This is a genomic window from Pseudoruegeria sp. SHC-113, from assembly GCF_025376885.1.
Classification (GTDB): Bacteria; Pseudomonadota; Alphaproteobacteria; order Rhodobacterales; family Rhodobacteraceae; genus Pseudoruegeria.
The window spans coordinates 190,424-210,445 of record NZ_JAHUBR010000002.1; the positions used below are offsets into that span (position 1 = coordinate 190,424).

Annotated in this window: 18 protein-coding genes; 13 read left to right on the plus strand and 5 right to left on the minus strand. The window is 64.4% G+C overall.

From position 1 onward, the window contains the following. Window positions 1-43 precede the first annotated feature (43 nt). Window positions 44-598 carry a lipocalin family protein gene (locus tag KVX96_RS15800; RefSeq protein ID WP_261195682.1) on the minus strand — a complete coding sequence of 185 codons (555 nt, stop codon included), beginning with the start codon at window positions 596-598 and terminating at the stop codon, window positions 44-46. Then, on the minus strand, window positions 595-1,509 hold the full coding sequence (locus KVX96_RS15805) for a 3-keto-5-aminohexanoate cleavage protein (RefSeq protein WP_261195683.1): 915 nt from the start codon (window positions 1,507-1,509) through the stop codon (window positions 595-597). The genes KVX96_RS15800 and KVX96_RS15805 overlap by 4 nt, the downstream gene beginning before the upstream one ends. Before the next feature lie 84 nt (window positions 1,510-1,593). Here KVX96_RS15805 and KVX96_RS15810 point away from each other — a divergent pair, with 84 nt between their 5' ends. The 6 genes from KVX96_RS15810 to KVX96_RS15835 all read left to right on the plus strand — a co-directional run bounded on the left by KVX96_RS15810 (window position 1,594) and on the right by KVX96_RS15835 (window position 7,482). Further along, entirely contained in the window at window positions 1,594-2,568 is a 975-nt protein-coding gene (locus KVX96_RS15810) for a GlxA family transcriptional regulator (RefSeq protein WP_261195684.1), read from the plus strand. A 17-nt stretch (window positions 2,569-2,585) separates the two neighbouring features. After that, a complete protein-coding gene (pcaD, locus tag KVX96_RS15815; protein WP_261195685.1) occupies window positions 2,586-3,377 on the plus strand; it encodes a 3-oxoadipate enol-lactonase in 792 nt (263 codons plus the stop codon). Between the two features lie 117 nt (window positions 3,378-3,494). Next, on the plus strand, window positions 3,495-4,916 hold the full coding sequence (locus KVX96_RS15820; RefSeq protein WP_261195686.1) for a circularly permuted type 2 ATP-grasp protein: 1,422 nt from the start codon (window positions 3,495-3,497) through the stop codon (window positions 4,914-4,916). Window positions 4,917-4,920: 4 nt separating this feature from the next. After that, the gene (locus KVX96_RS15825) at window positions 4,921-5,871 is read left to right on the plus strand and encodes an alpha-E domain-containing protein (protein ID WP_261195687.1); all 951 of its coding nucleotides are present in this window, start codon (window positions 4,921-4,923) and stop codon (window positions 5,869-5,871) included. A gap of 4 nt (window positions 5,872-5,875) precedes the next feature. Then, complete coding sequence (locus KVX96_RS15830; protein ID WP_261195688.1) at window positions 5,876-6,718, plus strand: transglutaminase family protein; 843 nt, start codon at window positions 5,876-5,878, stop codon at window positions 6,716-6,718. A gap of 26 nt (window positions 6,719-6,744) precedes the next feature. Beyond that, window positions 6,745-7,482: a peptidase gene (locus tag KVX96_RS15835; RefSeq protein ID WP_261195689.1), complete on the plus strand. Its 738-nt coding sequence runs from the start codon at window positions 6,745-6,747 to the stop codon at window positions 7,480-7,482. Here the strand turns inward: KVX96_RS15835 and KVX96_RS15840 are convergent, their stop codons facing one another. Then, window positions 7,483-9,231 (minus strand): mechanosensitive ion channel family protein, encoded by a 1,749-nt coding sequence (locus KVX96_RS15840; RefSeq protein ID WP_261195690.1) that lies wholly within the window; start codon window positions 9,229-9,231, stop codon window positions 7,483-7,485. Between the two features lie 208 nt (window positions 9,232-9,439). Between KVX96_RS15840 and KVX96_RS15845 the strand changes: the two genes are divergently transcribed. From KVX96_RS15845 to KVX96_RS15870, 6 genes are all read left to right on the plus strand, one after another. Beyond that, window positions 9,440-11,020 carry an ABC transporter substrate-binding protein gene (locus KVX96_RS15845; RefSeq protein ID WP_409977133.1) on the plus strand — a complete coding sequence of 527 codons (1,581 nt, stop codon included), beginning with the start codon at window positions 9,440-9,442 and terminating at the stop codon, window positions 11,018-11,020. Between the two features lie 107 nt (window positions 11,021-11,127). Next, the gene (locus tag KVX96_RS15850) at window positions 11,128-12,690 is read left to right on the plus strand and encodes an ABC transporter substrate-binding protein (protein ID WP_261195692.1); all 1,563 of its coding nucleotides are present in this window, start codon (window positions 11,128-11,130) and stop codon (window positions 12,688-12,690) included. A 76-nt stretch (window positions 12,691-12,766) separates the two neighbouring features. After that, window positions 12,767-13,750: an ABC transporter permease gene (locus KVX96_RS15855; RefSeq protein WP_261195694.1), complete on the plus strand. Its 984-nt coding sequence runs from the start codon at window positions 12,767-12,769 to the stop codon at window positions 13,748-13,750. 4 nt (window positions 13,751-13,754) lie between these two features. Further along, window positions 13,755-14,669, plus strand: coding sequence for an ABC transporter permease (locus tag KVX96_RS15860; RefSeq protein WP_261195695.1), 915 nt, complete (start codon window positions 13,755-13,757; stop codon window positions 14,667-14,669). Window positions 14,670-14,799: 130 nt separating this feature from the next. After that, the gene (locus KVX96_RS15865; protein WP_261195696.1) at window positions 14,800-15,798 is read left to right on the plus strand and encodes an ABC transporter ATP-binding protein; all 999 of its coding nucleotides are present in this window, start codon (window positions 14,800-14,802) and stop codon (window positions 15,796-15,798) included. Continuing rightward, entirely contained in the window at window positions 15,795-16,760 is a 966-nt protein-coding gene (locus KVX96_RS15870) for an ABC transporter ATP-binding protein (protein WP_261195697.1), read from the plus strand. The genes KVX96_RS15865 and KVX96_RS15870 overlap by 4 nt, the downstream gene beginning before the upstream one ends. A gap of 124 nt (window positions 16,761-16,884) precedes the next feature. Here the strand turns inward: KVX96_RS15870 and KVX96_RS15875 are convergent, their stop codons facing one another. Further along, on the minus strand, window positions 16,885-17,637 hold the full coding sequence (locus tag KVX96_RS15875) for a YbaY family lipoprotein (protein ID WP_261195698.1): 753 nt from the start codon (window positions 17,635-17,637) through the stop codon (window positions 16,885-16,887). Between the two features lie 73 nt (window positions 17,638-17,710). Next, window positions 17,711-18,592: a LysR family transcriptional regulator gene (locus tag KVX96_RS15880; protein WP_261195699.1), complete on the minus strand. Its 882-nt coding sequence runs from the start codon at window positions 18,590-18,592 to the stop codon at window positions 17,711-17,713. Window positions 18,593-18,730: 138 nt separating this feature from the next. On the opposite strand from KVX96_RS15880, the gene urtA reads away from it, so the two are divergent. After that, complete coding sequence (urtA, locus tag KVX96_RS15885; RefSeq protein WP_261195700.1) at window positions 18,731-20,008, plus strand: urea ABC transporter substrate-binding protein; 1,278 nt, start codon at window positions 18,731-18,733, stop codon at window positions 20,006-20,008. Window positions 20,009-20,022 lie beyond the last annotated feature (14 nt).

Below are 20,022 nucleotides of genomic sequence, written 5' to 3' on the forward strand. Positions count from 1 at the left end.
GGGGGCGTCCTTCTCGATCTTGCGCGTAGGCGGCGTGGCCGGCTCAGTTGCCGGGCTGTTGTGGGTAGAGGAGTTGCGAGGGGTCGTAGCCGGCCTCTGCCAGCACAGATTTTGCTGCCTCAAGCTGGGCGTCGCTGATCTGCGGGGTGCGGGCAAGGATCCAGCCCGTGGAGCCCTTCGGGTTGCCCACAACGGCGACGTCATAGCCTTCCGTCACATCCAGCACCCAGTAATCGCCGCGCACGAAGGGCAGCGGCAGCCAAGGCACGAATGTGACGCTCAGCTCGCCGGGGGCTTCGACGCGGGCGACACCTTCGGATTGCTTCACCTCGCCATCCAGCCCGCCCTCACGGCAGGTGTTCACCACGGAGATCTGGCCATCGTCTCGCAGGGCATATTCCGCCGTCACGCCATCGCAGCCCTTCTCGAACCAGTTCGGGAAGCGGGCGATTTCATACCAGAGGCCGAGGTAGCGCTCGACATCGAGACTCTCGACGGCGGCGATGGGCACGTCGCGGTCACGGTATTTATCAGCCTGCGCGGCCGGGGCGGCGGCGAGGGCGATGAGGGCGGCGGCCACAAGGGGGCGAAGGCTCATGAGGGAGGGCTCCTTTTCTGCAAGCCCAACTTAGCCCGAACTTCGGCCGGGCCAATGATCTTTGCGCCCATGGCCTCCACAACCGTCACCGCCCGCTCCACGAGCTGTGCATTGGTGGCCAGCACGCCCTTGTCGAGCCAGAGATTGTCCTCCAGCCCCACGCGCACATTGCCGCCCGCCAGAACCGCCGCCGCCGCATAGGCCATCTGGTTGCGCCCGAGCGAAAAGGCCGAGAACGTCCAGTCCTGTGGCACGTTGTTGACCATGGCCATGAAGGTGTTCAGATCATCCGGCGCGCCCCAGGGCACCCCCATGCAGAGCTGCACCAACGCGGGCGAAGTGAGAACACCCTCCTCCACCAACTGCTTGGCGAACCAGAGATGGCCCGTATCAAAGGCCTCGATCTCGGGCTTCACGCCCAGATCCGTCATCATCTTGCCCATGGCGCGCAGCATGCCCGGCGTGTTCGTCATCACGTAGTCGGCCTCGGCGAAATTCATCGTGCCGCAATCCAGCGTGCAAATCTCCGGCAGGCAGGCGGCCACATGGGCCACGCGCTCGCTCGCGCCGATCATGTCCGTCGCCGCGGCGTTCACCGGCAGCGGCGCTTCGGTGGAGCCAAAGACCATATCGCCGCCCATCCCGGCGGTGAGGTTGAGCACCACGTCCACGTCCGCATCGCGGATCCGGTCAGTCACCTCGCGGTAGAGATCGAGCCTGCGGGACGGCGCGCCGGTGTCGGGGTCGCGCACATGGCAATGGACGATGGCGGCCCCAGCCTTGGCAGCCTCGATCGCGCTCTCGGCGATCTGTTTCGGCGAGCGCGGCACATGAGGCGAGCGATCCTGCGTGCCCCCGGAGCCGGTGACGGCGCAGGTGATGAAAACCTCCCGGTTCATGGTCAGCGGCATGGCAGGCTCCGAAGCGTTCAAATGTCAGATGCGCGACCCAATCACGGCTTGCCGAACGGCATGCGGCCAATCTAGACATGACTCATGCAGAAATGGACAAAATCACCCGCCGCACCGCAGCACGTTTCGCTGCTGTTGTTTGATGATTTTTCCAACCACTGCCTCGCCAATGCGCTGGAGCCCTTGCGGGCGGCCAACACGATCCTCGGCCGCGCCGTCTATCGCTGGCATTTTCTCACCCCTGACGGCGCGCCGGTCAGCTCCTCCTCCGGCCTGCCGATCCTGCCCAACGGCGCGCTGAGCGATGCCGCGCCCTGTGATCTGCTGGTGGTGATCGCGAGCTACAATTACCGCGCGCTCTCGACTCAAGCGACACTGGCCGGCCTGCGTCGGGCCGCAAAACAGGCGCAGATGGTTGCGGGGCTGGACACCGGCGGCTGGCTGATGGCCGAGGCCGGCCTGCTGGAGGAGCGGGAGGCCACCGTGCATTGGGATGCGCTGCCGGAATTCGAGGAGCGGTTCCTGACTGTCTCTGCCCAGCGCGCGCCCCATGTGTTTGATGGGGACAGGGCCACCTGCGCCGGGGCCATGGCGAGCTTTGATTTCATGCTGCGCCTGATCGAGGCCCGCCACGGGGCTGCGCTCTGCGTGGATATCGAGAGCTTCTTCCAGCACGAAAGCCGGGGCGAGCAACTGCGCCGCGGCCCGGCCGCGCGCGACAGGCTGGTGGCAGCGGCGCTGGCGCAGATGCGCGCCTCGGTGGAAGCCCCCCTGCCCCTTGCGGCAATCGCCCGCACACTTGGTTGCCACGAAAAGCAGATGGCACGGCGGTTTGAGGCCGCGCTGGGGGCCTCGCCGGGCAAGGTCTACCGCCACTTGCGGCTGACGGCGGCACAGCGGCTGGTGCAGAACAGCGGCCTCTCCGTGGCCGAGATCGCCGTGCGCTGCGGCTATGAAAACGCCAGTGCCCTTTCGCGCGCCTTCCGCATCCGCTACGGCTGCAGCCCATCCGAGGCCCGCAAACAGGTGCGTGCCCGCAGTTTTCCGACCCATCTCTGAGCCACCAAGGAGCCCCCATGCCCTGTGTCGATCTTGCCGATGTCTCGCTCACCTATCACGAAGCCGGGGATTTGGGCGGCGCGCCCGTTGTCTTTGCCCATGCGCTTGGCACCGATCACAGCCTTTGGGAGGCGGTGCTGCCGCGCCTGCCCCAAGGCCTGCGCCTGATCGCCTATGACCTGCGCGGCCACGGGGCTTCGGATGTGCCCGAAGGCCCCTACGCGATGGGCACTCTGGTGCGAGATGCGGAGCGGCTGCTGGAGCACCTTGGCCTGCGCGACACCGTCTTCGTCGGGCTCTCGCTGGGCGGGATGGTGGCGCAGGGGCTGGCTGTTAAGCGGCTTGATCTGGTCCGCGGGCTGGTGCTCTCAAACACCGCTGCCAAGATCGGCAGTCCGAAGCAGTGGCAGGAGCGCATGGAGGCCGTGGAGGCCGGCGGCATGGCGGCCATCGCGCCGGCCACGATCGAGCGCTGGTTCGCCCGCGGCAACCGGGCCAGCGCGCAAGCCGCCCATTGGCGCGCCAAGCTGGAGGCCACGCCTGTGACGGGGTATCTGGGCTGCTGCGCGGCGATCTCGGGCACCGATTTCTACACGCCCACCGCCAGCCTGCGCCTGCCCACGCTCGGCATTGCGGGCTCCGAAGATGGCTCCACCCCGGCCGATCTGGTGCGTGAAACGGTGGACCTGATCCCGGGCGCGGAGTTTCACCTGATCCGCCGCAGTGGCCACCTGCCCTGCGTGGAGCAACCCGAGGCTTTCGCCGAGGCGCTGGCAGGCTTTCTGACCCGGATCGGCCACACCCAATAGGCTCTGTCTTCACCCTGCCCGATTTGCAGGCATCTGCCCGGCAATGCAGCGCGTTGATTATCCTCTGCCAACGCGTGCCGCTTGACTCTGCCGCCTCCTTAAGCTGACGCTAGCGCCATGAGCACAAAACCCGATTTCTTTAACGAGATGTTTGACGGCGCGGAGATCCGCCCGGCCTACACAAAGGTCACCAAGTGGTTCGACGATCTGGGCGAGGAGATGCTCGCCCTGAAGAAGGCCGAGGCCGAGGCGCTGTTTCGCCGGATCGGGATCACCTTCGCCGTCTATGGCGAAGGCGGCAGCACCGAGCGGCTCATCCCCTTCGACCTGATGCCGCGCGTCTTCACCCGCAGCGAATGGGACAGGCTGGAGCGCGGCGTGAAGCAGCGCAGCCGGGCGCTGAACGCCTTCCTCTGGGATGTCTATCACCGGGGCGAGATCGTGCGCTCGGGCCGCATTCCGGGCGAGCTTGTCTACCGCAACGAAGCCTATGAGCCCGCCGTGGTCGGCATCAACCCGGCGCTCAACATCTATTCCCACATCGTCGGCACCGATCTTGTGCGCACCGGGCGCGATGAATTCTACGTGCTGGAGGACAACTGCCGCACGCCGTCGGGTGTGTCCTACATGCTGGAAAACCGCGAGATCATGATGCGCATGTGCCCGGAGCTGTTCCGCTCCGCCCGCATCGCGCCGGTCGACACCTACCCCGATCTGCTGCGCCGCACCCTGCACGAGGTGGCCCCGGCGAAATGCGAGGGCGAGCCGACGGCGGTGATCCTCACCCCCGGCGCGTTCAACTCCGCCTATTACGAACATTCCTTCCTTGCCGATCAGATGGGGATCGACCTCGTAGAGGGGCAGGATCTCTTCGTGGATGGCGATTTCGTCTACATGCGCACCACGCGCGGGCCGCAGCGGGTGGATGTGATCTACCGCCGGATCGACGATGCCTTCCTCGATCCGCTCTGCTTCCGCCCGGATTCCATGCTCGGCGTGCCGGGGCTGATGAATGTCTACCGCTCTGGCGGCGTGCAGATCTGCTCGGCCCCCGGCGCAGGCGTGGCCGACGACAAGGCGATCTACACCTATGTGCCCGACATGGTGCGTTTCTATCTGGGCGAAGAGCCTATCCTGAAGAACGTGCCCACGTGGCGCTGCGGCGAGGCGGACGCCTATAAATACGTGATGGAACACCTGCCGGAACTGGTTGTGAAAGAAGTGCACGGCTCCGGCGGCTACGGGATGCTCGTGGGGCCCGCTTCCACCAAGGCGCAAATCGCGGAATTTGCCGAACTGATCAAGAAGAACCCCTCGAACTACATCGCCCAGCCCACGCTGGCGCTCTCCACCAGCCCCACCTTCGTGGAGTCGGGCCTCGCGCCACGCCACGTGGACCTGCGCCCCTACTGCCTTGTCGGCAAGGAGGTGCGGCTCACCCCCGGCGGGCTCACCCGCGTTGCCATGAAGGAGGGCTCGCTCGTCGTGAACTCCTCGCAGGGCGGCGGCGTCAAAGACACCTGGATCGTGGCGGACTGAGAAAATGCTGAGCAGAACCGCAGAAAGCCTTTACTGGACCTCCCGCTACATCGAACGCGCCGAAAGCATCGCGCGCCTTCTGGAAGTGGCCTACCGCATGTCGCTGATGCCCACGGCGGGCGAAGGCCATGAGAACGAATGGGCCTCGATCCTTGCTGCCGCCGGGGTGTCGCACGCCTTTGCGGCCACCGGGCAGGAGCCGACGGCGGAGGCTGTGACCGAGTATCTGATCTTCGACCCGGAGAACCCGTCAAGCATCCGCAATTGCATCGGCGCCGCGCGCGAAAACGTGCGCGCCGCCCGGCCCGCGCTGACCTCCGACGTCTGGGAAACGCTCAACAGCGCCTACCTGCAATTCATCGACATCCTGCAGGGTCCGCCCGCGCGGCGCGACCTGCTGTCGATGTGCGAATGGACGAAGGCCAGCGCGGCCGCCGTGCGCGGCAGTTTCGAAACCACCCAGCTGCAGGATGAAGGCTATGATTTCTTCAACTTGGGCTGTTTCATCGAACGCGCCGACAACACCGCCCGCCTGCTCGATGTGAAATTCTATGTGCTTCTGCCGACGATCGACATGGTCGGCGGCGGGGTGGACCAATACCAATGGGCAGCGCTCTTGCGCGCCGTTTCCGCGCGGCGGGCCTTCCACTGGGCCTACAAGGGCGATTACGCGCCCGAGAAGATCGCCCATTTCCTGATCCTGAACCCGATCTGCCCGCGCTCGCTCATCCATTGCTGCGAGCGGATCGATCACCACCTGAGCCGGCTGTCGCGCGCCTATGGCCAGCGCAGCCTTGCCGGGCGTCTGGCGGCGGGCATGTATGGCCATCTGGCAGAAAACAACGTGCGCCATATCATCGAGGAGGGGCTCCACGAGTTCCTCACCGATTTCATCACCGAGGCCCGCAAGCTCGATGAGGCCGTCAACCGCTCCTACATGTTCTGGGGGCATTAAGATCATGCGACTGACCATCGAACACACCACCCGCTATCGCTACGAGCAACCCCAGCGCCGGATCACCCAGAGCCTGCGGCTCACCCCGGCGCGGCTCGAAAGCCAGAATATCCTGAACTGGAAAGTGTCCTGCGAGGGCGCGCAGCTCGGCGCAGGCTTCACCGATGGCGCGGGCGACAAGCTGATGTTGCTCACCATCGGCGGCAATGTGGATGAAATCGAGATCCACGTGAAAGGTACCGTGGAAACGAGCGACACGGCAGGCGTTCTGAAAGGCCTGAAGGAGAGCATGCCGCCGCTGGCTTATCTGCGTGATACGGCGCTCACCCAGCCCGATGACGCGCTGAAGGAACTGGCGCGTGAGCTCGGCGCAGGCGGCCATGACGGCGCGCTGGCGCTGGCCCATGCGCTGGCCGGGGAGACCCGTGCGCGCGTGGACTATGTGATCGGCGCGACGGAGGCCGGGATGGACGCCGCGCGCGTGCTCGAACTGGGCCAAGGCGTCTGCCAGGATCACGCCCATGTGCTGATCACGCTGGCGCGGCTCAACGGCCTTCCGGCGCGCTACGTCACCGGCTACCTGCACTCGGATGAAAGCGGCGAGGCCCATGAAGCCAGCCACGCCTGGGCGGAGGTTTTCGTCGAGGGGCTCGGCTGGGTCGGGTTCGATCCGGCCAACCGCTGCTGCCCGGACGAACGCTACGTGCGCATCGGCTCCGGCCTTGACGCCCTGCACGCCGCCCCCGTAAGAGGCATCAGCTTCGGCGCGGGCGATGAGACGATGGACTTCACGCTCTCGGTCTCTCAGGGCGCGGGCGGCCCGGCACAGAGCCAGAGCCAACAATAACACCAAGAACAGGCGACCCTGCAGACATGACATATTGTGTGGGCTTGATGCTGAACGAGGGCCTTGTGCTGCTCTCGGATTCCCGCACCAACGCGGGCGTGGACAACATCGCCAGCTATCGCAAAACCTATCTCTTCGAGAAGCCGGGCGAGCGCGCCATCGCGATCCTGACGGCGGGTAGCCTTTCCGTCACCCAGACCGTGATCGCCAAGCTGCAGGAAGCCATCGATGATCCGGACGCCACTGGCGAGACCTCGATCATGGAAGCGGGCAGCATGCTCGCCGTGGCCGAGATCGTGGGCAATATGCTCTCGTCCGTTTCTGCCGACATTCAGGCCAAGATGAACCGGATGCAGCAATCGGCTTCCGCCAGCATGATCGTGGCCGGGCAGCGCAAGGGTGGCACCCAGCGGATGTTCCTGATCTACCCGGAAGGCAATTTCATCGAGGCCACCGCCGACACGCCCTTCATCCAGATCGGCGAGCACAAATACGGCAAGCCCATCCTTGACCGCGTGATCACGCCGGAGACCTCCATCGCCGATGGCCGCCTTGCGGTGCTGCTGTCGATGGACAGCACCCTGCGCTCCAACCTTTCTGTCGGGATGCCGCTGGATCTGACGATCATCCGCGCAGGCGCGTGCCAGATCTCAGAGAAATCCCGGATCGACGAACGCGACCCGGAATTCATGGCGCTCTCGGAAGATTGGTCCACCGCGCTGCGCGACAGCTTCGCGCGCCTCAGGGACAAGCGCAAAGCCTGATCAACTGCTGGGTTTCGTCCGCCGCCCGATCCGCCGCTTGCGCGGTTTGGGCTTGGCCGCTGCTGCCTTGCGGGCCGCGGCTGCCTCCTCGGCCTTGCGCACCGCCTCCGCTTCAGCCGCAGCCTCCGCCGCCTTGGCTTCTTCCGCCTCCAGTTTGGCCTGCTCCATCTCTTCCTTGGTCGGCACCGGCGGGATTTTCGCATCCGCCGGATCGCCCTCGTAATGCGGCGACATGATCTGCACACCGTTGGAGTGGAAGACGTCCAGAATATTTGCGTGAAGCTCTGAGACGATCTTGGGCAAGTAATTGCCCCGCGTGGTGTAGCCGTTGATCTGGTAGTTCACCGCGAAATCGCCAAGCGCTGTGCGCAGCACGAAGGGATCCGGGCTTTTCTTGATGTGCCGGGTGCGCGCGGCAGCCTCAAGCAGAAGGGCCTCGATCTTCTGGCGCGGCTCGTCATAGCCGATGCCCACCGTCGTGTGCACCAGCAGCCCGCGCCCGTCGATCTTGGTGGAGTAGTTGATCACCTCGGAGTTCAGCATCTGCGCGTTGGGAATGCTGATCAGCTCGTTCTTCAGCGATTTGATGTAGGTCTCCATGATCTTGATCTCGACAACATCGCCGGTGTGATCCCCCACCCTGATGCGATCCCCGACATTGGCACTGCGCCGGTAGAGCACGAAGACCCCGGCCAGCGCGTTGGATACCACGCTGTTGGAGCCCATCGAGACCATCAGGCCCACTAGGATCGACACCGCCTGAAACGCCTGTGAACTGGCACCCGGCACGTAGGGGTAGGACAGGATCACCACGAAGACGAGCAGCAGGGCCCGCATGATGTGGAAGGTCGGCCAGATCCAATGGGTCTCGAAGCCCTCGAACTTCAGCGTTCCGGCCTCGATGTTCTCAAACACCGTGCGCAGCATCTTCAGCACGTAGCGCGTGGCGATGAAGATCGCGAACAGCGTGACGAGGTTGGGCAGGAACTCCACGATCGATTGCAGCAGGCCGAAGATCGGATCGGAAATATAGGTAATCAGGATCATCGCCACGGGCCGCGTCTCGGCAAACGAGAACAGCACGAAGGAAACATAGTAATAGGCGGCCACGAGGATGAACAACCAGAACAGCAGGCGGATCAGGAAGCCCACAAGCTCCGCCACGGCCTTGCCCCGCACGATCTCGGCGGTGGCGGCCTGAATCTGCTTCATTCGGGCTTCCGTCTTGCGACGCAGGTACTTGGGCACCTTGCGCTGCAGAGTCAGCAGAATGGCGACGATCAGAACGAAGCCGCCTGTCCAGAGCGCCACGTTGATAAAGCCCTCCCGCCGGGCTTGCGGCGTCCGGTCGGCGCGGTACTCCTGGATCGCCTTCTTCACCGCATCGCCGTTCACCAGCGCCAACACATCAAGGCTCACCTGGTCAAACTCGGCGTCATCTTCGATCAGGATCAGCATCGACACGCCGTCGACGAAGATCTCGCGCCCCAAAGGGTGGTTCTGGAAGGTCACCTGTACTGTCGGGTCAGTGGAGGAGGCCGCGAACTCCTCGATCCGGTCGGCGATCCTCTGGGCGCGCAGCTCTGCGGGCAGCGCTGTCAGGCCCCTCAACATGAACAGCTCCTGGCCGTCCACGATCACGGGCGCCATGGAATAGGCGCTGTCGTCCTCCTGAGCCGTGGCCGCGCCCAGCCCGACCAGCAGCACAGAAAACAGCACACCCAGCAGATGCCGCACAGCTTGACCCATCGTCACTCCCTTCGCTCCGGCCTTGTGGTGGCCGTTTGATGCGAGGTTATCCGCTGGCAGTATTTTTTGTAGCGTTTTTTGCAAAATCGGGCGCAACGCGGCCTTCCGCAAAGGCATCTTGTTAACGCTGTCAATTAAATCCGCCGGAGGGGTTGCGTTTTTGCGAGGATGGTTAATCATCCCTCCCTATCAACAGGGAGACTATCCAATGAACATGACAAAACCCGTTCTCCTCGCCACCCTGCTCGCCAGCACCAGCCTTGCGGCCCACGCCGAAACGCTCCGCTGGGCCCGCGCAGGCGATGCGCTGACGCTCGATCCGCACGCGCAGAACGAAGGGCCGACCTCGGCTCTGGCGCACCAGATCATGGAGCCGCTGGTGATGCGCGACATGACCGGCGCCATGGTGCCCGCGCTGGCCACCGACTGGGGCCCCAGCGAAACGGACCCGACCGTCTGGGTCTTCAAGCTGCGCGAAGGCGTGACCTTCCACGATGGCGCGGAGTTTGACAGCGAAGACGTGAAATTCTCGCTCGACCGCGCGATGACGCCGGATTCCGACTATAAGGAACTGCTCGCGAGCGTTGTGGAAGTCCGCGCGCCCGACAAATACACGATCGAGATCGTGACGGACGGCCCGAACCCGATCATGCCCAACAACCTGACCAACATGTTCATCATGGACAAGGGCTGGGCCGAGGCCAACAACGCGGTGAAGGTGCAGGACTACGAAGGCGGCGAAGACACCTTCGCGGCCAAGAACGCCAACGGCACTGGCGCCTACAAGCTGGTGTCCCGCGAGCCGGACGTGAAAACCGTTCTCGCCATCAACGAGGACTACTGGGGCAAGGATGAATTCGCGCTCGACGTGACCGAGATCATCTATACCCCGATCCAGAACGCCGCCACCCGCGTGGCCGCGCTGCTTTCGGGCGAAGTGGATTTCATCCAGGACGTGCCGGTGCAGGATCTGGACCGCGTGGCCAACGCCGATGGCCTGCAGGTCATCACCGCGCCGCAGAACCGGGTGATCTTCCTCGGCATGAACCAGGGCGACGCCGATCTGGCCAATGACTCCGTCGACGGCGCCAACCCGCTGGCCGACAAGCGCGTGCGTCAGGCGATGAACATCGCCATCAACCGCGATGCCATCAAGCAGGTGGTGATGCGCGGCCAGTCGCAGCCGGCTGGCATGATCTCCCCGCCCTTCGTGAACGGCTGGACGGCCGAGTTTGACGCGGTTCCGGCCACCGACATCGAAACCGGCCGCCAGCTGATGGCCGATGCCGGTTACGGCGACGGTTTCTCGATCCAGCTCGACTGCCCGAACGACCGCTACATCAACGATGAGGCGATCTGTCAGGCTGTCACCGGCATGATGGCGCAGATCGGCATCACGGTGAACCTCGACGCCAAGCCGAAAGCGCAGCACTTCCCGCTGATCAACACGCTGGAAACCGATTTCTACATGCTGGGCTGGGGCGTTCCGACCTACGACTCCGAGTATATCTTCAACTTCCTCGTCCACACCAAAGGCGAGAAATACGGCTCCTGGAACGGCACCCGCTTCTCCAACGCCGATCTGGACGCGAAGATCGAAGGGCTCGCCAGCGAGACGGATCTGGAGAAACGCGATGCCACCATCGCAGAGATCTGGCAGGTCGTGCAGGACGAGGTTCTCTACCTGCCGATCCACCACCAGGTTCTGAACTGGGGGATGGCTGACAAGGTCGAAACCATCGTCGCGCCCGACGATGCGGCCCACTTCAAATACTTCACACTGAAGTGATCTGACCAAGCGCCGGGTGGCTTTCTGCTGCCCGGCGCACCTAGTCTCGGGCACACCCGTGGCGTTCGCGAACGCGCCACGCTTCCTCTGACCTCGGGAGAGTTTCCATGAAATCCTTGATTTATCTGACAACCGCCGCCGCGCTCCTTGGCAGCGCCGCGCAGGCGGAGACATTCCGCTGGGCCAGCACGACGGATCCGCAAACGATGGATCCGCACGCGGTAAACTCCGCGCCGGTGCTGGGCTTCCTCAACAATGTGTACGAAGGCCTTGTCCGCCGTGGCAAGGATATGACGGTCGAAGGCGCACTTGCAGAAAGCTGGGAGCCGATCGGCTCCGAAGGCTGGCGCTTCAAACTGCGCGAAGGGGTGACCTTCCACGACGGCAGCGATTTCACCGCCGAAGACGTGCTTTTCTCCTACGAGCGCGCCTCGTCCGAGCAGGCCGACACCGCAAGCTGGTTTGCACCGGTTTCGGACGTGAAGGTGGTGGATGACTACACCGTCGAGATCTACACCAACGCGCCGAACCCGATCTTCCCGGATTCCATCGCCAACTGGATGATCATGGATTCCGGCTGGGCCGCCGCCAATGGCGCCGAGCGCCCGGCCAAGGATTCCGAGAACTTCGCCACTCTGAACACCAACGGCACGGGTGCCTTCCGCGTCACCGAGCGCCAGCCGGGGCTGAAGACCGTGCTGGAGCCCTTTGACGGCTGGTGGGGCACGCCGGAGCACAACATCACCCGCGCCGAGTTCACCCCGATCCAGAACCCGGCCACCGCCGTGGCCGCGCTGCTCTCCGGCGACGTGGACATGATCAACCCGGTGCCCATTCAGGACGCCGCCCGGCTCGAAGGCCAAGGCAACGTGGAAGTGATCCGCGGCATCGAGGCCCGCGTGATCATGCTGGGCATGCCCCATGCCGCCGAGACGCTGAAATACGGCGCGAATGCGGGCGATCCCAACCCGTTCAAGGACGTGAAGGTGCGTCAGGCCGTGGCCGCGGCGATCAATGTGCCCGCCATCCTGCAAACCATCATGCGCGGCAATGCCGAGCCGGCCAGCCAGCTCGTCAGCCCCGCCATGCGCGGCTACTCCAAGGGGCTTGAGGCCCGGCCCGCCTATGATGTGGAGGCCGCAAAGGCGCTGCTGGCCGAAGCCGGCTACGCCGATGGCTTCTCCTTCGGGCTGAAATGCCCCAACGACCGCTACCTGAACGACGAGGCTGTCTGTCAGGCTGTCGTGGGGATGCTCGCGCAGATCGGCATCACCGCCGAGCTCGACGCCATGCCGGTGCGCAACTACTGGCCGGAACTGCGCGAAGACAACTTCGACATGTACCTGCTGGGCTGGTCCCCTGGCACCTTTGACGCCGAGCACCCGATCCGCTTCCTCGCCCATACGCCGGACGCGGAGAAGAAGCTCGGCAGCTGGAACTTCGGCGATTTCTCCAACGCGCGCGTGGACGAGCTGTTGCCGATGATCCAATCCGAGATCGACGACAGCAAGCGTCAGGCCATGTTGGATGAAAGCACGAAGATCCTGCAGGACGAGGTCGCCTATGTGCCGCTTTACGTGCAGCCGCTTCTGTGGGGCACCGGCACCAATGTCAGCCTCACACAGCGTCCGGACAACTTCTTCATCCTGCGCTGGGTGACGGTGAACTGAGCCCCGCTCCCCCCCTTGCCAAACCGCCGGGGCCGCTTTAGGGCGGCCCCTCGCACTGCCAGCCGGAAGAGATCCTATGCTCGCCTATGTCATCCGCCGCGTTTTCCAATCGCTGATCGTCCTGCTGGTCGTCGGCCTTGTCGCCTTTTCGATGTTCACCTTCGTGGGCGATCCGATCGACAACATGCTCGGGCAGGAACGCACCGACGCCGACATCGCGCGGCTGCGCGCCCAACTGGGGCTGGATCAGCCCTTCCCGGTGCAATACCTGCGCTTCCTTGAGAACGCGATCCAGGGCAATTTCGGCGTGAGCTACCGGCAGGGCCGCCCCGTGGCGGAAATCATCGCCGAACGCGCGCCGGCCACGCTGGAACTGGCGTTTGTGTCCGGCATGTTCGCCATGGTCTTCGGCATCGGCCTTGGCGTCTTCACCGCCCTACGCCGCAACGGCTGGGCCGCCAACACCATCATGACGCTGAGCCTCGTGGGCGTCTCGCTGCCCACCTTCCTGATCGGCATCATCCTGATCTACATCTTCTCGGTGGAGCTGAACTGGCTCCCAAGCTTCGGGCGCGGGGAGGTCGTCGATCTCGGCTGGTGGACAACGGGCTTCCTCACCGCATCCGGCCTGAAGGCGCTGATTCTGCCCTCGATCACGCTGGGCCTCTACCAGATGACGCTCATCATGCGCCTCGTGCGCACCGAGATGCTTGAAGTGCTGCGGCAGGATTACATCCGCTTCGCCCGCGCCCGCGGCCTGAAGGATCGCGCCGTGCACTTCCGCCACGCGCTGAAAAACACGCTGGTGCCGGTGATCACCGTCACGGGCCTGCAGCTTGGCTCCATCATCGCCTTCGCCATCATCACCGAAACCGTCTTCCAGTGGCCCGGCGTGGGCCTCTTGTTCATCAACGCCATCCAGTTCGTCGACATCCCGGTGATGGCCGCCTACCTGATGCTGATCTCGGTGATGTTCGTGATGATCAACCTGATCGTGGACCTGCTCTATTTCGCCATCGACCCGCGCCTGCGCGTCGATCGCACCGCGGTGAAAGGATAACGCCATGACAGCCCTGACCCGCGCCTGGGATTCCGATTTCCTCTATTCCTTCCGCCGCTCGCCGGTGGCGGTTGTCTCCTTCCTCGTGGTGGCCACGCTGGTGCTCGCCGCGATCTTCGCGCCGCTGATTGCGCCTCATGATCCGTTCAACCCGGCCACGCTGAACCTGATGAACGGCTTCACGCCCCCGATGACGCCCAACGCCTTCACCGGCGAGACTTTCCTGATGGGCACCGACGATCAGGGCCGCGACGTGTTCTCCACCATCCTCTACGGGATGCGGATCTCGCTCTTCGTCGGCTTCTCCGCCGTGCTCTTCGCGCTGATCCTTGGCGTCTCGCTCGGCCTGCTCGCCGGCTACCGCGGCGGCTGGACGGAAACCATCATCATGCGCGTCGCCGATGTGCAGCTGACCTTCCCGGCGATCCTCGTCGCCATGCTGATCTTCGGCATCGCCAAGGGCATCACGCCGGTGGAATACCGCGACCAGATGGCAATCTGGGTGCTGATCCTCGCCATCGGCCTGTCGGACTGGGTGCAATTCGCCCGCGTCGTGCGCGGGGCCACGCTTGTGGAGAAGAACCGCGAATACGTGCAGGCCGCCCGGCTGATCGGCCGCGGCTCCGGCGCGATCATGATGCGCCACATCCTGCCCAACGTGCTGAACTCGGTGCTGGTGATCGCCACCATCTCGCTCGCGCTCGCCATCATCGCCGAGGCCACGCTCTCCTTCCTTGGGGTGGGCGCGCCGCCCACGCAGCCCTCGCTCGGCACGCTCATCCGCATCGGCCAGGGCTTCCTCTTCTCCGGCGAGTGGTGGATCCTCTTCTTCCCCTCCGTCACCCTTCTGGCGCTGGCGCTTTCCGTCAACCTGCTGGGCGACTGGCTGCGCGACGCGCTGAACCCGAGGCTGCGCTGATGGCAGATCTTCAGACCAACAGAGGGCCGAGCCCGACCGGGTGGGCGCGGAACGCGCCCGCCGTGGGGGCGGGCGGGCGCGGCCCGGACCGCAAGCGCTCCGGGCACCCATCCTCCAACGGAGACGACCAATGACCAATCCCGTCCTTTCCGTCCGCAACCTCACCGTTGAAATCCCCACCCGCCGCGGCGTCCTGCGCCCAGTGGATGGCGTCTCCTATGACATCGCCGCTGGCGAGATTCTCGGCGTCGTCGGCGAATCCGGGGCCGGCAAATCCATGACGGGCAATGCCGTCATCGGCCTGCTCGATCCCCCCGCCCGCATCACCGGCGGCGAGATCCACCTGCTCGGCGAACGCATCGACCAGCTCAAAGGCGACGCCCTGCGCAAGATCCGTGGCAAGAAGATCGGCATGATCTTCCAGGATCCGCTCACCTCGCTGAACCCGCTACTGAAGGTAGGCGAACAGCTCACCGAAACCATCCTCGCCCACCTGCCCGTGTCGCAATCAGACGCCGAAGCCCGCGCGCTCGCCGCGCTGGAGGAGGTCGGCATCCCGGCGGCTAAGCAACGGCTGAACAGCTACCCGCATGAGTTTTCCGGCGGCATGCGCCAGCGTGTGGTGATCGCGCTCGCGCTCTGCGCCGAGCCCTCGTTGGTGATCGCCGACGAGCCCACCACCGCGCTCGACGTTTCGGTGCAGGCCCAGATCATCGCGCTGCTCAAACGGCTCTGTCGCGAGCGCGGCACCGCCGTGATGCTCGTCACCCACGACATGGGCGTGATCGCCGAAGCCGCCGACCGCGTGGCGGTGATGTATGCCGGTCGCCTCGCCGAACTCGCGCCCGTGCAGCAGGTGGTGCAGGCCCCGCAACACCCCTATACCGACGGCCTCATGGGCTCCACGCCGCTGGCGAGCCTCGGCCAGAAACGCCTGCGCCAGATCCCCGGCGCCATGCCGCGCCTCACCGCCCTGCCCGAAGGCTGCGCCTTCCACCCGCGCTGCCCCCGCGCCACCGATCAATGCCGTACCAACCCCGGCCCGACGCTCTCCGCCTGCAACGGCCGCGCCGCTTGCTGGCACCCGCTCACCGATGAAGACCGCGCCGCCAAGGAGGCCACCGCATGAAGCCGCTCGTCTCCGTCACCCATCTGACGCGCATCTTCGACGTCTCCAAACCCTGGCTGAACCGGGTGATCGAACGGCTGCCGAAATCCATGCTCACCGCCGTCTCCGATGTCACCTTCGACATCCCGCAAAACAGCGTCTACGCGCTGGTGGGCGAAAGCGGCTCCGGCAAATCGACGATCGGAAAGATGGTCGTCGGCCTGCTGTCACCGTCCGTGGGCGGTGTGACGATCGAAGGCGTGGATCTGGCCCGCGAACAGGATGCGGAGAAGATCGAAAAGGTGCGCTCCGACATCCAGATGATCTTTCAGGATCCCTACGCCTCGCTCAACCCGCGCTGGCGCGTGAAGGACATCATAGAGGAACCTGCCGTCGCGCAAGGAAAGAAGCCGGAAGGCCTCGCCGAACGGCTGCTGGAACAGGTCGGCCTGTCGGCAGAGGACGTGGGCAAATTCCCCCATGAATTCTCCGGCGGCCAGCGCCAGCGCATCTGCATCGCCCGCGCGCTCGCGAGCGAACCGCGCCTGATCGTCTGCGACGAGCCCACCAGTGCGCTGGATGTGTCGGTGCAGGCGCAGGTGCTGAACCTGATGAGCGATCTGCGCGAGGATCTGGGCCTCACCTACCTCTTCATCACCCATGATCTCACCGTGGTGCAGCACATGGCCGACACCGTCGGCGTGCTCTACCTGGGCCGCCTCGTCGAGGAAGCCCCGCGCGCGGCGCTGTTTGCCGATCCCAAACACCCTTATACGCGCATGCTCTTTGATGCCGCGCCGAAGATGGACGGTTTTGGCCGCGAGATCGAGCCGCCCGAGGGCGAGATCCCCGATCCGATCAACCCGCCCCCCGGCTGCGCCTTCCACCCGCGCTGCCCGCTGGCCACCGACCTCTGCAAAGAGGCGCGCCCCGAGCCGCGCCTTGTGGGCGCCAGCAAGGTCGCCTGCCACCACGCAGACTGAACACGAAAAAAGGGGCCTCGCGGGGCCCCTTCCACTTTGTTCTGAAAATATCCTCGCCGAAGGCGAAAACCGCGCGTAAGCGCGCATCCGGCGCGCGCGCCAGCGCGCTCCTTGTGATCCGCCTTTAAGGCTTGCGCACCAGCCGCATCACGGCGCGGCCGTTCTCATCGCCCAGCACCAGCGTATCACCGGTCAGCGTGTAGCTCTGTGCAAGGGCCAGCTGTTCGTTGAACTTCTGTTCCATCTCGCCGTAGGGCTCCGGGCAGGCCATCATCGTCATGCCGCCCTGGCCAAAGCTGATGCTGCCGCCGTCGGTTTCAAAACTGCCCATCAGCCGGTTGCAGCCGGTGAAGCCGGAAATCCGGCCGTCCTCGCCAAAGGCGATCTCGGGTTTCTTCTCGGTCACAAGGATCGGCCCGCCGAAATCGGTCACCACCCATTCGCTTCCGGCCAGATCACCGCCCGCGCCCGCCTGTTCCATCGCTACGCGATCCACCATGATATCCACCTCATTGCCCGCGCCGCGCGTCAGGGCGGGCGTAACGGTCGTGTTGCGGTAGAGCGTCTTGCCCTCCACCCCGATCGTGGCCTGCACCGCGTAGCTCATGCGCTCGTCGATCAGCGCATCATCGAAGGTCAGACTGTAGTCCACCGGCACCTGCCCCTCTATGGCCCAACGGCGGGACGACAGCGTCACCGCAGGCGCATCCATCCTGGAAATATCCACCAGCGCCACGTCCAGAACGGCCCCCGGCGGCAGGGCGCTGCGGTCCTTGTAGGCGACGCTGCCGGAGAGCGTCTGATCCGCGGCAAGCGCACCACCCGCCATCAGGGCGGTGGCGGCAAAGGTGGAAAGGGCGGGAACCGAAAGGCGCATGAGAAGTGTCTCCAAAGCCAGTAAACCTGTGTCTTGATCCACAGCTAAGCGTTTGACGCAACGGCATGCAAGCTCAGCCCTGCACCCCTTCGGCAAGCTGGGCAGCAAACCGCGCAGCGGCGCTCGGCAGGTTACGCCCTTCCTGCTGACACAGGGCAATCCGCGCAGGGGGCAGTTTCGCCACCTCCACAGCACGCGCCCCCCGCTGCGCCAGCCAGTCCTCCTCCAGATCCACCAGCGGCCAGATCTGCAACGTTTGTCGGCCTGTCGCCCCGTGCGGCCGCATCAACCCATCCGTCACCTGCCCCGCCGTGACCTCCAAGAGCCGAGCCTTGAACTGAACGTCGAGAAATTCCCGAAAGCCGCTGCCCTCCGGCGGCAGGATCAAATCGTGATCAAGGAAGTGCTCGTTGCGGATCACCGGCAAGGGGCGCGCCGCATTCGGCACAACCGCCCGCAAGGCCACCGGTTCTGAAAACAGCGTCGTCACGCCGGCCCGGTACTGCGGCTGCAGGATCAGCGCCAGATCACTTTCGCCCTCCTGCAGCGCCAGCGCGAAGCGATCGGAGGCCGAGACCCGCACCTCGAAGCTGACCTTGGGGTGCGCGGCGCGGAACCGGTTGATCTGGCCCTGAAGGAAGCCGTGCATCAATTCCGGGCTGACCCGAAGGCGCACATGCCCGATTCTTGTGCCTTGCATCTCCGAAACTGTTTCGCCAACGCCGCGAATTTCATCAAGGTGCCGGGAAAACTGGCGGTAGTACATCTCCCCCACCGTGGAGAGCCGAACCCCCTGCGGCAGGCGGTCGAAAATCTCCTCACCGATCTCCGCCTCCAGCGCCTTGATCTGCCGGTTCAGCGCAGACGGCGAAATTGCCAGCAATTCCGATGCCTTACGGAAGGAACCCGCCTGCACGATGGCCCGGATCGCGGTGTAGATCTGCAGGTGCCGCACGGCCCTCCCCCCCAGCCTGTTGCAAAATATGCAACACCTCGTGCCATATTTTGTAACAGACAGCAACAGCTCAATCCTTAACCGTTACGGCGACGCTGGCTCAGCCAAGCGATCGACGAAATGAAGGGACACACTCACATGCTTAAGAAACTGCTCGCGACGACCACCGCCATGGCCTGCCTTGCCGGCGCTGCCCAGGCCGAATGCGCCGACCCGATCAAGGTCGGTGTGCTGCACTCGCTCTCCGGCACGATGGCCATTTCCGAAACCACGCTGAAAGACACCATCGAGATGTTGGTGGCCGATCAGAACGCCGCCGGCGGCCTGCTGGGCTGCGAACTGGAAGCCGTCGTGGTCGATCCCGCCTCCGACTGGCCGCTCTTTGCTGAAAAAGCGCGCGAGCTGCTGACCGTGCACGAAGTGGACGTGATCTTCGGCAACTGGACATCCGTTTCGCGCAAATCCGTGCTGCCCGTCATCGAAGAGCTGAACGGCATGCTCTTCTACCCGGTGCAATATGAGGGCGAGGAAAGCTCCAAGAACGTCTTCTACACCGGCGCCGCCCCCAACCAGCAGGCGATCCCGGCCACCGACTATTTCCTTGATGAACTCGGCGTCGAGAAATTCGCACTGCTGGGCACCGATTACGTCTACCCGCGCACCACGAACAAGATCCTTGAGCAATACCTGAAAGACAAGGGCATCGCCGAGGAAGACATCTTCGTCAACTACACGCCCTTCGGCCACTCCGACTGGTCCAAGATCGTTGCCGACGTTGTTGCGCTTGGCGAGGACGGCAAGAAGGTGGGCGTGATCTCCACCATCAACGGCGACGCCAACATCGGCTTCTACAAGGAACTGGCAGCCCTCGGCGTCTCCGCCGACGACATCCCGGTTGTCGCCTTCTCCGTGGGCGAAGAAGAGCTCTCCGGCCTCGACACCACCAACCTCGTCGGCCACCTCGCCGCCTGGAACTACTTCCAGTCCGCCGATACCGAAGCCAACGAAGCCTTCGTGGCCAAGTGGAAAGAGGTCATGGGTGACGAGCGCGTGACGAACGACCCGATGGAAGCCCATTACATCGGCTTCAACATGTGGGTGAACGCGGTAACGGAAGCCGAAACCACCGACGTGGACGCCGTGCGCATGGCCATGTACGGCCAGGAGTTCCCGAACCTGACCGGCGGCACCGCCGTGATGCTTCCCAACCACCACCTCGCCAAACCGGTGCTGATCGGCGAGATCCAGGAAGACGGCCAGTTCGACATCATCTCCCAAACGGCTGAAGTGCCGGGCGACGCCTGGACCGACTTCCTGCCGGAAAGCGCCGTGCTGAAGTCCGATTGGAAAGATCTCGGCTGCGGCATGTACAACACCGAGACCGAAAGCTGCGTTCAGCTGAAGTCCAACTACTGAGCCATCCGGCATTT